Here is a 14,122-nt window from a genome sequence, read left to right as displayed (position 1 = left end):
GGAAGATTTTCTTGCCAATTTTTAATATAATTTATTGGAAATAGATAAGAAATCAAAGCAGATTTCGTCGAAACCGGGCTATCGCTTACGGTTTTTCATTCGGAGATAAACCCCGTTGGTCCAGCCGAATCCTTCCTGGATTTCGTACTCGCCGCCTCCGGCGATCAGGTTGGTGTCCGATACATTATACTTTTCGAGCATCTTCCCCGAATGCCGGAATTCCTTCTCGATCAGTCCCAACCACTCGTCGCTGAGCTCGTTGGCGGTCCGGTGGAAATTGTAATTACGTAGCCCTTTGTAGACGATCCATTGCAGCGGCGCCCAACCATTGGGTGCATCCCATTGCTGGCCCGTACGCACCATGGTCGTGAGCAGTCCGCCCGATTTGAGGAAATTGAGCCTGATGTACGCCCGTACATAATGCGAGTGCGGCTTGGGCGCGAGCTTGAAAAACAAGGGGAAGGCCCCCGCAATGGTAATGGCTTTGGTAAATTCCCTTTTCCGGAAATCATAGTCCATGTAGTAATTCCGGGATTCATCCCAGAAATAGGTCTGGATGGCCATGTTCCGCTGCCTGGCCTTTTCCTCGTAAAGTAAATGCATACGCCGGTTATCACAGAGCAGATAGGCCTCCGCGATGGTTTTCTCGAGGTGGTAGAGCAGGCAGTTCAGGTCTAGCGGCAGGATGTCGGTCGTGTGGATCGATGCAAAATCGGTCTCATCGGCAAACCAACGACTGCTGAAATCCCACCCCGATTCCGCAGCAGCCCGGATATGGCGGTAAAGCTCCTCTGGAGCGGTGCCGTACTTTTCGCTGGCTTCCCGGGCGAGCTCGGTGTCTTCACTGTAAGATTCCGGACGCGGAGTGGCCTTGTCGTCCCAATAGCGGTTTAGCAGCGCGCCATTGGGAAGATATACGAGGCGTCGGTGAGCCGTGAACGGTGCGCAGGGCTCCTGGCATCCATCCATCCAGTAATCGTATTCTTTTTGTAATTGCGGCAGGTACTTTTTCAGGACCTTTTTACCCTCCATTTCACTAAACAGCCTTACCATCAGTGAGAAAAATGGCGGCTGGGAGCGGCTCAGGTAATAGGTCCGGTTGGCGGTTGGTATGAAACCCAATGTGTCCACCAGGTAGGCGAAGTTGTTGAGCATATGTTCCATTAACTCCACGCGCCCCGATTCTTTGAGGCCTAGCATCGTAAAGTAGCTGTCCCAGTAATATATCTCCCTGAAACGGCCGCCCGGCACCACGTAAGGGTGGGGCAGGGGGATCAGCGACCCGCCCCGTTCCTGGTTTTCCGGCTGGCGGGTGAGTATCGACCAGAGCTTGCCTGCATGGTCGGAAACCGGCTCATTCTTGTTGGAAATGAATTCCGAAGCAATCTGAGCCGGCATTCTGAAATGCGTCCGGACAAACGTTTCCATGTCAAAGCCCGGGCTGTCTTTCTCCTGGTGGTACCGCTCGATGATCAGTACCGGATCTTCCAGCGGGATAGCGTCGGCGAATGTCTTGGAATCGGAGAAAATGTGGCTGCACTGCACGTCACGGAATAGCGTTCCGTACAACTCCTCAGGAGAGATGTTAGCCTGGCCGTAAGTGAATGATGGAGCAACAAAACCGTACAAAACAAACTGATTTTAGGGGTTCTCCCGAATGGACAATGACTTATTTGACTTCTGTGAATTTGAGTTTTGGTAATAACATCGCATTCTCAATGAGTTTAATTTGAATACCCAAAATCCCCGCCTCTGCATTCGCGTCGATCTTTTCCGCATCGTCGGTCGGCTTGTGGTAATCATCGTGGCCGCCGGTATGGAAAAACAGCACAGGAATTTGTTTGGCATAAAACGAACCGTGGTCGGAGCCTCCGCTTCCTGCATTATCCGTAAAAAACTTCGTATCGCTTTTTACATCCTTAAAAATCGCCGGCCACTCGGCGCTCGTGCCGTAGCCGCCTATCCCGACGCCCCGGTTGGGATCATATCGCCCGATCATGTCCATGTTCGACATGAAGTTGATATCGGCCAATGGCAATGTCGGATTGTTCACAAAGAAACGCGAGCCCACAAGCCCGAGCTCTTCCGCCCCGAATGCGATAAAAAGGAAATTGTAAGGTTCCTTTTTGTCATTTCCCGAAAAATACCGCGCCAGTTCGAGCAGCCCGGCTACGCCCGATGCATTGTCATCGGCCCCGTTGTGGATTTGCCCTTCGGGCTTTTCGGCTTTGGAGCTTCCCTGGCGGCCCAACCCAAGGTGGTCGAAATGAGCACCTATGACAATGGTATATTGCGCCCCGTTGTCGAGAAACCCGATCACATTCCGTGCCTCGCGGATGCTGTCGGGCACTACAATGCGCCGGATTTTGGCCGTAAAAGGCTGGTAATAACCTTCGGTGCCTTTGGGTAAAAGGTGGTACTTTTTGAATTGTTTCGCCACATACTTCGCGGCTTTTTCATTCTCTTTGCTTCCTGTGCCGCGGCCTTTCATTTTGTCGGAAGCCAGGTAGGAAATGTGTTTGCGGATATTGTCCGGTGAGGGGGTAACGGATTGTCCAAATGCCTGCGCAGCGCCGAAAACGAGCAGCAGACTGTGAAAAAAGATTCTCATTCTACTAAAAATGGTTGACGGGCAAAGATAAGCTGATGCGGCACGAGCGGGCACCGCGGAAGGACAGAATTTTTGCATTTGCTTGTATTTTCAGGCATCCGCGCTTAATATTGCACCATCAATCAATTGCTTCCCTGAACGGCGGTTGATTTATAAAGAAGAGGCGAGAGAATGGGCTCTATGAACCTCTGGCAACCTGCTACCGCTACGGAGAAAGGTGCTAATTCCCACCTAAGTTTATTAGGAGATATAAAATCAATTCGTGTGCTCTTACAGTTAGAAATTTCCGTAAGCCGATTGGCTTTAGTCTCGCAGCTACAACCGAAATTATTTATTCCGGCTGTCAATTTTACCATGTGTTGAATTTAACCACGTGCTGTGGCTCTTATGCAAGCGGACCAGAAGACATTTAAATACCCCTATCCCTACGCCCTCGAAATGGGTGGCGAACTGCCCGGATTTGAACTCGCATACACTACTTATGGAGAAAGGAATGCCAACGACACCAATATCGTCTGGATTTGCCACGCGCTTACCGGAAGCTCCAATGCCCACGACTGGTGGGACGGACTGGTAGGGGACGATAAATATTTCAACCCTTCGCAGCATTTCATTATTTGTGTGAACGTGCTAGGGTCGGCTTACGGATCCACAGGGCCGCTTTCGGTTAATCCGCGGACAAACCAGCCTTACTACCATAACTTCCCGACCCTTACTGTAAGGGACGTTGTAGGAACACTGGACCTTTTGCGGCAGGAACTTGCGATCAGCAAGATTAAAATATGCATCGGAGGCTCTCTGGGTGGCCAGCAGGCGCTGGAATGGGCGGTAGAAAAGCCCGATTTGTTCGAAGAGCTGATCCTGATTGCTTCCAATGCATTGCATTCGCCGTGGGGCATTGCCTTCAACGAATCGCAGCGGATGGCGATCGAGGCCGATCCTACATATGCCGAAGATAGCCCGGAAGCAGGTGCGATGGGTATGCGAGCGGCGCGGTCGATCGCGTTGCTGTCGTACCGCAACTACGATACTTACAATTTTACCCAAGCCCGCGATAATCCGGATCAGATCGATGATTTCCGGGCGTCATCGTACCAGCAGTATCAGGGCGACAAGTTTGTGAAGCGCTTCAATGCATTCTCATACTGGGCGCTGTCCAAGATTATGGACTCGCATAATGTGGGTCGCAACCGCGGGGGTATCGTGCATGCGCTCGGGCTCGTGAAGGCGAAGACGCTGGTACTGGGTATTAAATCCGACTTGCTATTTCCGCTTTCGGAGCAGCAGTTCCTGGCCCGGCATATTCCCGATGCCGCATTTCAGGAAATCGATTCATTGTACGGCCACGATGGCTTCCTGATCGAGTATAAGCAGCTTACGCAGGTGATCCGAGCGTGGCAGGAGACGAACGGGCAGTTGCAGATGGCGCGCATTCGTTAATGCATTCAGGATTTTAAGGCATTATATCAATACAAAAAGCGAAACTCCCGACCGGCAACCGATCGGGAGTTTCGCTTTTTAATGTATTTCAAAATTACTTCGAAAGGCTCAGCAGCAGCTCAGGCTCATTGGTCGTAATATAATCCGCATCCTTTTCGAGGAAGTATTTCAAATCGGCTTCACTATTGACCGTCCACACATTGGTAGTCAGTTTTTTCTGACGCATTGCGGGAATGTAATCCTCGTGTTTCTTCAAAACGCTGAAATGGTAGTCGATACCATCGAGGCCGGCAGCCTGGATTTCGTCAGGTGTTTTGTCGCCGTTCAGGTATTCTACGTGTGCTTTCGGAGCGAGCTGCTTCACTTTCAGGCAAACATCCCAGTCGAATGCGATGTAGTCTGTAATTTTTTCAACCTTCATTTTCTTCACCAGTTCCACACATTTGGTAGCCAATGCCAGGGAGCGCTCTTTGCTGATTTTGGAGGTTTTGATTTCCAGGATCAAACGCGTCTTCTTCTGCTTCGAACCCGCCTTTAAATAGGCTTCCAAAGTCGGTAGCCACTCGCCGTTAGCCAATTTGATCTTCGAAAGCTCAGCTGAATTGGTCGTTTCGATATTCGTTCCCTGAATGGAATGGTCGTGCAGGACGTACAAAACGGAGTCGGCCGACATATGCACATCGAACTCGCTGCCGTAGCAACCCAGCTTGATTGCGTGTTCCAATGCGCCGATCGAGTTTTCGGTAGCACCGGTATTTTTCCAGGCGCCGCGGTGCGCGATCACCTTGTTTTTCTTTTGAGACATACCATCCATCGACACCAGGCTCATCAGCCCGATTGCAATCATTAAAAATCCTTTTTTCATTGTATTCAATTTAAACTTCCTTGAAAAGACATTTTTCAGCGCATTTTACCCCAATCGGGCAAAGTAGCGGCGAAATTACGGCAACTTGGGCGGGTGTCTGTTAGGTCAATATTAAGTTATCCTAAAAACCCTGATGCGGCGTAATCGTCAGAACCACCATTTTGGACGTCGGCGTGTTGCTCTTCTCTGCAACGCTCGTAATGGGCACCAGCACGTTGGTTTCGGGGAAATAGGTAGCCGTGCATTGCTCAGGAATCGGGTACTCGACGACGATAAACTTGTGCGCCACGCGAGCGACTCCGTCGTAATGATTATGTAAATCTACCAGGTCGCCGTTTTTCAGGTTACGATCCTGCATATCCTTCGCATTCATCAGGATTACCCGCCGTTCGTTGTAAATGCCCCGATAGCGGTCGTTCAGGCCATACACCGTGGTATTGAACTGGTCGTGGCTGCGAATGGTCATCATCATTAGCTCGCCGTCTTTCAAATGTTGCTTTTCCGGTGCTGCAATGTGGAAATGCGCCTTGCGGGTAGGGGTATCGAAGTCGCCCGCGCGGTTGCAGTTGGGCAAATAGAAGCCGCCTGGCTGGCGTACCCGCTCGTTATAGTCCGCAAAACCGGGGATGGTGCGCTCGATGTCGGTACGGATGAGGTCATAATCGGCCGCGTATTGATCCCAAGTTACTTTGCTGCGCTCGCCTAACGTCGCTTTTGCCAATCTGCAAACGATTTCCGGCTCACTCAATAGATGCTCCGAAACAGGTTGAAGCACGCCGCGTGAGGATTGGATCACGCCCATCGAATTTTCGCACGATATAAAACGGTTCTCACCGTTGCGCATGTCCTTGTCGCTTCGACCGAGGCAGGGTAATATCAATGCCTCCTGGCCATGCACAAGGTGGCTGCGGTTCAGTTTGGTGGATACGTGGACAGTCAGTTTGCAGTTCTGCAATGCCTCCGCGGTGAAACGCGTATCGGGGGTGGCGGAGAGAAAATTGCCGCCCATGGCAAAAAACACTTTTGCTTCACCGGCATGCATGGCCTTGATGCATTCCACCACGTCGTAACCGTGGTTTCGTGGCGGAGCGAAATGGAAGTTCTTTTCAATGGAATCCAGGAACCGGGCAGTCGGGCGTTCGAAAATACCCATCGTCCGATCGCCCTGTACGTTGCTATGCCCGCGCACCGGACACGTCCCTGCGCCGGGTTTGCCGATACTGCCTTTCAGCAGCAGCAAATTCACGACTTCCTTAATAGTCGCCACTGCGTTCTTATGCTGCGTGAGCCCCATTGCCCAGCAGGCGATGATCCTGCTTTTCCCCGCGAGCACGCGCGCAACCTCCTGCACCTGTGCGAACGGTATGCCCGCTTGCGCAGCGAGTTGTTCTGCATTGTATTGTGTCAGGTCTTGCAGGAATTCGTTGCAGCCTTGTGTGTTTTGGTTGATAAAATGCTGGTCAAAGACACTGCCGGGCGCTTTTTGTTCCGCTTCCAGCAGGAGTACCTCGATGGCTTTGAGCAGGGCCATGTCGCCATTGATCTTCACTTGCAGGAAAATATCGGTCAGCCCTGGTTTGTAGCCCAGCACGCCCAGCACGGTTTGCGGGTTGTTGAAACCCATCAGGCCGGTTTCGGGCAAGGGATTAATGGAGATGATCGTAGCGCCGTTGGCTTTGGCTTTTTGCAATGCGGTGAGCATCCGAGGGTGATTGGTACCCGGGTTCTGCCCGAGGATCATGATCACCTCGGCCTGGTAAAAATCATTCAGCGTTACCGAGCCTTTGCCAATGCCCAGCGACTCGCCCAATGCCGTGCCGCTGCTTTCGTGGCACATATTGCTGCAATCGGGCAGGTTATTAGTGCCATATTCCCGCACGAAAAGCTGGTACAGGAAAGCGGCCTCGTTGCTGGTACGGCCGGAGGTGTAAAATACGGCTTCGTCGGGTGACGCGAGCCGGTTCAGTTCGGTTCCAATTTTTTCAAATGCCGCATCCCAGGTAATGGGCTGGTAATGCGTGCCGCCAGCGGGCAGGAACATCGGTTCGGCAATGCGGCCTTTGCCGCCTATTTCATAATCCGAAAGTTTACCCAACTCCTGCACGGAATGCTGCGAGAAGAATTCCGCGGTTAGTTTCTTCGCGGTAGCTTCTTCCGCCACGGCCCTTGCGCCATTCTCGCAATACTCGGCAATGCCCGAACGCTCGTCGTCGGGGTCGGGCCAGGCACAGCTGGGGCAATCGAAGCCGCCTTTTTGGTTGAGGTTGAAAAGCGCTTTCATCCCCCGTTCCAAACCAGCTTCGCTGACGGTCATTTCCAATGCAGAAACCACCGCGGGGATTCCCGCGGCCACTTTTTTGATCGGGCCTTGTTTCAAACCGGTCAGTTTTTCCGGGTTTTCGGAGCCCGGGATCGGGTTTTCGGACATGGTTTAGCAGGTTTTAGGGTTATCGTAATTGTCGGACTGGTCTTCATGGACGTTGTCCAGGCATTTGAAATCTTTTTCAATCAACATAAATAACGAACTGCCATCGCTCAGCGGCATATTTCCTTCAAACCCTACGGTATTGTTCGCAGCCCAGCCCGCAAGGAGCTTTTCGGGCACTTCCAGGGTAATTTTGTGATGTTCAAACCGCGCTTGCAGCTCGGTTACTCCCGATTTTCGTACGGCATAACCCAATTGTGCCGGGCCGAAGTCGGTCGTTTCTTCGAGGTATCCTTCATTTTCAAGTTTGCCGACTTCTGTTTTGGAAAGCCTGAAACGTACGGAGTTTCCGTGAATGCGGATTTTCATAGTTATAGAATCCGGTGGTGGCCGGTGTAAATGTTGAATTTGTCTTTTTTCAGAAACCCAATCAGCGTAATGCCGCTCTCTTCCGCCAACTGCACGGCCAGGCTCGAAGGAGCACCTATCGCCGCCACTATTTGAATGCCCGCCATGGCGGCCTTTTGAATGAGCTCAAAACTAGCCCGACCGCTCAAGAGCAGGATATGCTTGCCGAGTGGCAGTTGGTCTGCCAGTAATGCCGCACCGATCAGTTTGTCCAGCGCATTATGCCTTCCTACATCCTCGCGCAACATCAAAAATTGCCCTGAAATGTCGAAAAGCGCCGAAGCATGCAGCCCTCCCGTTGTTTCGAAGGTATTCTGATGGCGAGTGATCTGGTCGGTGAGCGGGTATAGCAGCCCTTTTTCTAAAAACCAATTCTCCTGAGCATTTGCGTAAACCGATCTGGTTTTGATCGCATCGATGCTCGCTTTGCCGCAAACGCCGCAGCTGGAAGTCGTGTAGAAGTTGCGTTCCAGCGAGCCTAGTTTTGGCTCGAAACTATCGGAGAAAGTTACTATTACCCGGTTTTCGTCAAGCGGTGTATTCGCAATGCCGGCGATCTGGCTTCTGGAATGGATAATGCCTTCCGTGAACAGAAATCCTGCGGCAAGTTCATGATCGTTTCCGGGCGTCCGCATGGTGACCGAAATGCTTTTGCGCTCCTTTCGTCCTCCCGACTGAAATGCAATCTGTATTTCAAGCGGCTCTTCCACGGCAAGCTGGTCGTCGAGCTCTTCGGCATCATGCCCGCTAACGCGTATGATTTTATGGCTGGTTATCGAACTGGTCTCCATTTTGAAAGTCATTTTCTGATTCAAGCGCTCGTTTGACGGATTGGAAATCATCCATCGTGTCTGCGCTCAGCATTGTTTTTCCCGACAATGGCCGGTATTTCCCCGCGTTCTCCGCAATTAAAAAACGCTGCAACGAGCGTGAGCCGTTTTCGAAAGCCTTCCGCAATGCGTTGTTTGTCGATTGCGAATACCATCCGAGCAGCGGCTCGTAGAATCCGTTTGCATTATAAAAGGCTGCGGCAGGCAAATCCTTATCGGTATTATGCAGAAAATTGGCTAGTTCGTCCGTCGACAGGTAGGGATAGTCGCAGCCTGCCACCAGGAAGTCATTTCCTGGAAAGGTTTCAAATGCGGTGAGTAACCCGCTCATGGGGCCTGCGCCGCCGTATTTCGGCAGGTCGGCCAGTTTCGGGTAGCCGGTACGGAATGCTTTGTATTGTTCCGCATTGCAGCAAAGGATCACGCGCTCGCACAGGGGCGCGAGCAGGTCGGCAACGTGTTCGTGCTGAGGTTTTTGGTAATACACCAGCAGGCTTTTGTCGGTCCCCATTCTTGTGCTTTCGCCGCCGCAGATCACCAATCCGTATAAGCTCATAGTGGCAGGTCAATGGTTTTAATCGGTCAAATATGCGTAACTTCCTTGTATGGAAATGGGGGATGTTAAAATATTAAGGAAAAAACCGATTTATCCGGTGAGCTCCGAGCTGCGCAAATACCTGCGTTTTTACCAGCGAGACGCCCGGTTGCCGGTGGCTTACCACGATCTGCTGAATTTCTACGAGTCGTTTCCGGTTATCGATAAAAACGGAAAGGATACGCTTTGGGAGAGCCCGCTTTATCCACCGTATGAGCTGGAACGACTGCATGCGGGTTTGAAAAAAGTGTATGCAATGCTCAAAGCCTCGGGTAACCTGCGCATTGTTGAGCACAAATACATCGATCGCATCGATTATTGCAAGTTTGGCAATTCCAACCCGTTCCGCATTAAAATCGTGAACCGGCTGAATGATATCTACGACTATTTCTACGTCAAAAAGGCCGATTCTTCCCGGATTTACGGATTGGAACTGGAAGAGATCTTCTCGCCCAACCAGGTTAACTACATTGTCGACGGCGAGACGTTGATCGAGGAGCATATTGCGGGCATACCGGGCGACGAGTTTGCCCGCACGCGTATGCGCGATCCCGACTACAACCCGATTCGGATCGCCAAGGAATTTGTGAAATTCAATGAGCGCTGCAAGATCACGCTGCTGGGCGATATGCGTTCTTACAATTTCGTGATGCAGATTACCCCGGATTTTGACGATTTCCAGTTCCGCCTCCGTGCCATCGATTTCGACCAGCAGTTCTACGAGGGTAATCTGAAAGTGTATATGCCGCAGTTTTTCAAGGAAAACCTGCCTTATGTGCAACTCGCGATGGAATACCTGACCGACAAAACGGTGGTTCAATACCAGCAGGAAGAGCAGTCGTCGATCATGTACCAGGCCAAAGCCGAGCGCTACCGCCTCCGCGACCTGCGCGATGTGTGCATTAAGGATAAAATATCGACCGCCGAGAATATCCACCAGTTACGCGAAAGTCTTGCCGCCCATTATTCCGACGAACATTACCACAAATGCGAGACCATGACCGAGATTATTGAGTTAAACATTAAGAATGTGATACGGATGGTGATCGCGTAACCTTTTACCGAACGACCTGCATTTTCTGAAAATGGGCAAAGTTGCGATCAATAACGGCTGATCGTAAGGTATTACTGAGATATAATCGTAAATTTGCAGCCGCAATACGGAACCAGCGATCGTTTGGCGGCGTTGGTTCCTTTTCAATTCTAACCAAAATCGGAAGGCATTCAACCTTCGCCAGATTACTACCATGAGTAAACACGGACGCATTCTTGTCGCCATGAGCGGCGGCATCGACAGCTCGCTCGCAGCTGTCCTTCTCCACGAACAAGGGTATGAAGTCATTGGTATGACCATGAAAACCTGGGACTACGCCAGCAGCGGAGGTACCAAGAAAGAAACCGGCTGTTGTTCGCTGGATTCCATTAACGACGCACGCAATATCGCGGTGGAACTGGGTTTCCCGCATTATATTCTCGATATCCGCGCCGAGTTTGGCGATTACGTGATCGACCATTTCACCGGCGAATACCTCGAAGGCCGTACGCCTAACCCGTGCGTGCTTTGTAATACCCACATCAAATGGGACGCACTGCTCCGTCGCGCCGACCGCCTCGATTGCGAGTTCATCGCTACCGGGCATTATGCCAATATGCAGTTCAACAACGGCCGCCACTATGTTTCCAAAGGTATTGATGCCTGGAAAGATCAAAGCTATGTACTTTGGGGCGTTTCGCAGGAAAGCCTGGCCCGCACCAAGTTGCCGCTAGGCTATTTGCATAAAACCGAAATCCGCGAAATGGCGCGTGAAAGAGGGTTTATTGACCTGGTTAATAAGTCCGAAAGCTACGAAATATGCTTTGTGCCGGATAACGACTACCGCGGTTTCCTGAAAAGACGAATTCCAGGGCTGGAAGCCGAAGTTGCAGGCGGTAACTTCATTTACGCGGATGGCACGGTCGTCGGCAAACATGAAGGTTACCCATTCTATACAGTCGGCCAGCGCAAAGGCCTCGGTATTGCATTAGGCCGCCCCGTTTTTGTGACTGAAATCCGGAAAGACACCAATGAAGTAGTGCTTGGCGATATGCCCGATCTTTTCCGCGACGGCATGAATGTGAGCAAATTGAATCTCCAAAAATACGAATCCATCGAAAAGCCGATGGAGACGATCACCAAGGTACGCTACAAACACGACGGTACCCCCGCGATCATAGAACAAACCGGCCCGGATCAGATCGTAGCCCGCTTTCACGACGGCGTGAACGGCATTGCACCGGGACAGGCTGCTGTGTTTTATGAAGGCGATGACGTGGTCGGCGGTGGTTGGATTATGAAGAGTTTCCGGCAGGAGTGAGATTTACGAATAAATCGCTAAATTAGTTTTCCCCTATCTACTCAACTAGTTCCTCTGTAAAGTTTCATCATCAACAAACTTACAGATGGATTTAAATCTCTTGCGTCGGATGGCGAAGGACAGGGTTAGATTGGATTTGGTTACTAAGAACGTTGGAATTTTCCGTACGGAACTTGGTGGAGAAATCGAGTTCAATATGGCGGGAGTTAAGGAGTGCATTAACCAACCATTCAACCCTTACCGCGACAAGATATTGTTGTTAATAGATGGGTTGGAAGAAGCACTGGGAAGCGCTGCTTACGTCGGCTTTACCTCACAGCAAAATCATCCCAGACCGCACGTTGTCGGATATCATTTCTTTGAAACGCAAATAGGCGGTAAAACCGCCTATTTTAATATCCAGTTGACGGTTCAGAACCGTTATTTTCTTTATTCAATTACTGAATCGATACGCTGGGAAACCCTGGAATGAAAAAACACCCGACGTGCTTAGAGGAGATGCAATCCAATGCCGGTTCAGGTGTTAGACAAATATAACACTTTTATCTGAAAAACAAGTCTTGTTCTCAGATTTTAATCCTCTGCCTCACAGCCTCATACAAAACCACCGAACTCGCAACCGACACGTTCAGCGATTCAACCTGGCCGGCAAGTGGAATACGTGCCCCGCTGTCGGCGAGGTCGATGAATTCCTTTGAAATACCATCTTCCTCAGAGCCCATGATGATTACCGTAGGAACGGTGAAATCAATGTCATAAAGCGATTTGTCCGTTTTTTCCGTACAAGCGATGATCTGCAAGCCGCTGTTACGAAGGTAGGTCAGCGTTTCGTAGAGATTGGGTTCGCGGCAAATGGGCAGGAAGTTCAACGCGCCGGATGATGTTTTCATCGCATCCGCATTGATCTGCGCGCCGCCTTTGGTCGGAACGATGATCGCCTGCACGCCTGCGCATTCGGCTGTACGCGCTATGGCGCCGAAGTTGCGGACGTCGGTAACGCGGTCCAGCAGGAGCAGGAGTGGGGTTTTGCCATCCTCGTACACCTGCGTAAGCACATTGTGCAAAGGCATGTATTGGATAGGCGATACAAATGCGATGACACCCTGGTGATTTTTGCGGGTTACCCGGTTCAGTTTTTCGACCGGTACGCGCTGATAGGGGACGCCAAGTTCTTTGGCGAGTTTTTCAATCTCCGCAAGCCCGAACTCGCGTTGAATAAATAACCGTTCGATTTCTTTGCCCGAACGAAGGGTTTCAAGTACCGACTGCGTACCAAAAACCATATCGGCCTGGGACTGTCTGGGGGCTGGTTTTCTTACCGTATACTTCCGTTTCTCCATGCTTCTACTACTGGATACCAAATCGGCTGGTATTCGGCATAGCGAACCAGTTCATAATGATCATCCACAAATTGATTGTTTCTTCTGTTAAATGTAAAATTGACGTTTTGAGCGTTGCCTCTGTGATCGTACGTCCATACCTCGCGGTCTTTGCTGCGCTGTACTTTGTCCGGCGGGCCCAATACGATGTAAATCATTCCTTTATCGGTCTTCCAGCCTTCCTTGTAGGTGGTGAAAAGTTGGTTGGCTTCTTCAACCCTGCCATAGAAAGAGCGGATCGATTGCTGAGCAAGCGGTGCATTGCCGTTCATGAGCGTCAGCCAATATTTATCCAAAGCCTTTTTAAAATCCTCTGCCTTCTTGATCTCGTTGATTTCGTTGTTGGTACTCATATAAAGCAACGGGCCCAGGAGCAATTGCGGGCGGGTAACTTTAGGGTAGCGCTCATTCACCACCAGAATGCCCAAGCCTTCCGACTGGGTAGTGTCTGCGAAAATGTTATAGAGACCTTCCTTCGTGAATTGCAGCGGCTGATTGGCACTGATCGTGAATGTACTGTCCACTTCGAGTGATTTGTTGCCGGTTTTCGGCGCGATGTTCATCGGTGACCCCGCCGGCTCGAACTCGTGGTTATAGTAATAAACGTGCAGCTGATCGGCACTTTTTCCTGCTTTTTTAATCGTAAACTGTTCATTAGAACTTATATAGTGCCTTTGCAGCGGCTGGGTGGAGTTGCCCAGGTAGACACCATATGTCTGATTTACAGCCAGCTTCTTGAAACGGATCGTGAGGTCGTTCAATACCTTTTTCAGTGTGCCGGTCTGGCTGATTTCACTAAGCAATACGCCGTAGTCGCGGTTAGGACTTTTCAACTCATAGGAAATCACAATCTTGTCGCCCATGCGGGAAACGTTCGTCGAATCGAGCTTTACATTGCCGTAGCCGAGCCGTTCGCGTGTCCCGTAATCGGAGTAGATCACATAATTGAGGTTATACAGCTTCACGAAATCTGCTACGCCGATCGGATTTTTCCCCTTGAAGGCATCCACGTACAGAAAAACCGACGTCTGCGTCGTGTCTTTCAACAAATATTTGCTTTGAATGGCCACCAGCGACAGTTCCTCATTGACTGGCGAAGACATCTGCTGTTGTTGCTGCTCCGTTGGCCGCACCTGAGCCTCGGGGATCTGCTTCATAGACTTATTGGATGATGCGCACCCGGCCATCACCAAAACAGACATTATATGGATACAA

The 14,122-nt window shown here is 50.7% G+C and carries 13 protein-coding genes and 1 riboswitch; of the genes, 4 read left to right on the top strand and 9 right to left on the bottom strand.

Annotated elements, in window-relative coordinates; translation table 11 throughout:
- Positions 1-78: 78 nt before the first annotated feature.
- A complete protein-coding gene (treF, locus tag CLV60_RS21155) occupies positions 79-1,629 on the bottom strand; it encodes an alpha,alpha-trehalase TreF (RefSeq protein WP_106597367.1) in 1,551 nt (516 codons plus the stop codon).
- A 40-nt stretch (positions 1,630-1,669) separates the two neighbouring features.
- Entirely contained in the window at positions 1,670-2,611 is a 942-nt protein-coding gene (locus tag CLV60_RS21150; RefSeq protein WP_106597366.1) for a M20/M25/M40 family metallo-hydrolase, read from the bottom strand.
- A 147-nt stretch (positions 2,612-2,758) separates the two neighbouring features.
- Positions 2,759-2,867: riboswitch (SAM riboswitch) on the top strand.
- Positions 2,868-2,998: 131 nt separating this feature from the next.
- On the opposite strand from CLV60_RS21150, the gene CLV60_RS21145 reads away from it, so the two are divergent.
- Positions 2,999-4,051, top strand: a complete 1,053-nt coding sequence (locus CLV60_RS21145) for a homoserine O-acetyltransferase family protein (protein WP_106597365.1) — start codon at positions 2,999-3,001, stop codon at positions 4,049-4,051.
- A 94-nt stretch (positions 4,052-4,145) separates the two neighbouring features.
- On the opposite strand, the gene CLV60_RS21140 is transcribed toward CLV60_RS21145, so the two are convergent.
- The 5 genes from CLV60_RS21140 to mobA all read right to left on the bottom strand — a co-directional run bounded on the left by CLV60_RS21140 (position 4,146) and on the right by mobA (position 9,135).
- A complete protein-coding gene (locus tag CLV60_RS21140) occupies positions 4,146-4,916 on the bottom strand; it encodes a glycerophosphodiester phosphodiesterase (RefSeq protein WP_106597364.1) in 771 nt (256 codons plus the stop codon).
- Positions 4,917-5,037: 121 nt separating this feature from the next.
- Positions 5,038-7,344, bottom strand: coding sequence for an FdhF/YdeP family oxidoreductase (locus tag CLV60_RS21135; RefSeq protein WP_106597363.1), 2,307 nt, complete (start codon positions 7,342-7,344; stop codon positions 5,038-5,040).
- A gap of 3 nt (positions 7,345-7,347) precedes the next feature.
- Positions 7,348-7,710: a DUF7009 family protein gene (locus tag CLV60_RS21130; RefSeq protein WP_106597362.1), complete on the bottom strand. Its 363-nt coding sequence runs from the start codon at positions 7,708-7,710 to the stop codon at positions 7,348-7,350.
- Between the two features lie 2 nt (positions 7,711-7,712).
- Positions 7,713-8,540 carry a formate dehydrogenase accessory sulfurtransferase FdhD gene (gene fdhD / locus CLV60_RS21125; RefSeq protein ID WP_106597361.1) on the bottom strand — a complete coding sequence of 276 codons (828 nt, stop codon included), beginning with the start codon at positions 8,538-8,540 and terminating at the stop codon, positions 7,713-7,715.
- The gene (gene mobA, locus CLV60_RS21120; protein WP_106597360.1) at positions 8,512-9,135 is read right to left on the bottom strand and encodes a molybdenum cofactor guanylyltransferase; all 624 of its coding nucleotides are present in this window, start codon (positions 9,133-9,135) and stop codon (positions 8,512-8,514) included. Before mobA ends, fdhD begins: the two co-directional genes overlap by 29 nt.
- A 49-nt stretch (positions 9,136-9,184) precedes the next feature.
- On the opposite strand from mobA, the gene CLV60_RS21115 reads away from it, so the two are divergent.
- From CLV60_RS21115 to CLV60_RS21105, 3 genes are all read left to right on the top strand, one after another.
- Positions 9,185-10,228, top strand: coding sequence for a hypothetical protein (locus tag CLV60_RS21115; RefSeq protein WP_106597359.1), 1,044 nt, complete (start codon positions 9,185-9,187; stop codon positions 10,226-10,228).
- Between the two features lie 193 nt (positions 10,229-10,421).
- Positions 10,422-11,528, top strand: a complete 1,107-nt coding sequence (gene mnmA / locus CLV60_RS21110) for a tRNA 2-thiouridine(34) synthase MnmA (protein ID WP_106597358.1) — start codon at positions 10,422-10,424, stop codon at positions 11,526-11,528.
- An 85-nt stretch (positions 11,529-11,613) separates the two neighbouring features.
- On the top strand, positions 11,614-12,000 hold the full coding sequence (locus CLV60_RS21105; protein ID WP_146151580.1) for an LPD3 domain-containing protein: 387 nt from the start codon (positions 11,614-11,616) through the stop codon (positions 11,998-12,000).
- 94 nt (positions 12,001-12,094) lie between these two features.
- Here the strand turns inward: CLV60_RS21105 and rlmB are convergent, their stop codons facing one another.
- On the bottom strand, positions 12,095-12,868 hold the full coding sequence (gene rlmB, locus CLV60_RS21100; protein ID WP_106597356.1) for a 23S rRNA (guanosine(2251)-2'-O)-methyltransferase RlmB: 774 nt from the start codon (positions 12,866-12,868) through the stop codon (positions 12,095-12,097).
- A complete protein-coding gene (locus CLV60_RS21095) occupies positions 12,844-14,064 on the bottom strand; it encodes a GWxTD domain-containing protein (protein WP_106597355.1) in 1,221 nt (406 codons plus the stop codon). Before CLV60_RS21095 ends, rlmB begins: the two co-directional genes overlap by 25 nt.
- Positions 14,065-14,122: the final 58 nt, after the last annotated feature.

This window comes from Dyadobacter jiangsuensis, from assembly GCF_003014695.1.
Taxonomy (GTDB): Bacteria; Bacteroidota; Bacteroidia; order Cytophagales; family Spirosomataceae; genus Dyadobacter; species Dyadobacter jiangsuensis.
The sequence above is the reverse complement of the archived record's forward strand: the minus strand, read 5'-3'. Positions and strand labels throughout refer to the sequence as shown.

What these genes read in the sequence shown, in the direction of transcription:
- CLV60_RS21150 (WP_106597366.1), bottom strand. Translation starts at nt 2,611, where the DNA reads ATGAGAATCTTTTTTCACAGTCTGCTGCTCGTTTTCGGCGCTGCGCAG.
- CLV60_RS21145 (WP_106597365.1), top strand. Translation starts at nt 2,999, where the DNA reads ATGCAAGCGGACCAGAAGACATTTAAATACCCCTATCCCTACGCCCTC.
- CLV60_RS21140 (WP_106597364.1), bottom strand. Translation starts at nt 4,916, where the DNA reads ATGAAAAAAGGATTTTTAATGATTGCAATCGGGCTGATGAGCCTGGTG.
- CLV60_RS21135 (WP_106597363.1), bottom strand. Translation starts at nt 7,344, where the DNA reads ATGTCCGAAAACCCGATCCCGGGCTCCGAAAACCCGGAAAAACTGACC.
- CLV60_RS21130 (WP_106597362.1), bottom strand. Translation starts at nt 7,710, where the DNA reads ATGAAAATCCGCATTCACGGAAACTCCGTACGTTTCAGGCTTTCCAAA.
- fdhD (WP_106597361.1), bottom strand. Translation starts at nt 8,540, where the DNA reads ATGGAGACCAGTTCGATAACCAGCCATAAAATCATACGCGTTAGCGGG.
- mobA (WP_106597360.1), bottom strand. Translation starts at nt 9,135, where the DNA reads ATGAGCTTATACGGATTGGTGATCTGCGGCGGCGAAAGCACAAGAATG.
- CLV60_RS21115 (WP_106597359.1), top strand. Translation starts at nt 9,185, where the DNA reads ATGGAAATGGGGGATGTTAAAATATTAAGGAAAAAACCGATTTATCCG.
- mnmA (WP_106597358.1), top strand. Translation starts at nt 10,422, where the DNA reads ATGAGTAAACACGGACGCATTCTTGTCGCCATGAGCGGCGGCATCGAC.
- CLV60_RS21105 (WP_146151580.1), top strand. Translation starts at nt 11,614, where the DNA reads ATGGATTTAAATCTCTTGCGTCGGATGGCGAAGGACAGGGTTAGATTG.
- rlmB (WP_106597356.1), bottom strand. Translation starts at nt 12,868, where the DNA reads ATGGAGAAACGGAAGTATACGGTAAGAAAACCAGCCCCCAGACAGTCC.
- CLV60_RS21095 (WP_106597355.1), bottom strand. Translation starts at nt 14,064, where the DNA reads ATGAAGCAGATCCCCGAGGCTCAGGTGCGGCCAACGGAGCAGCAACAA.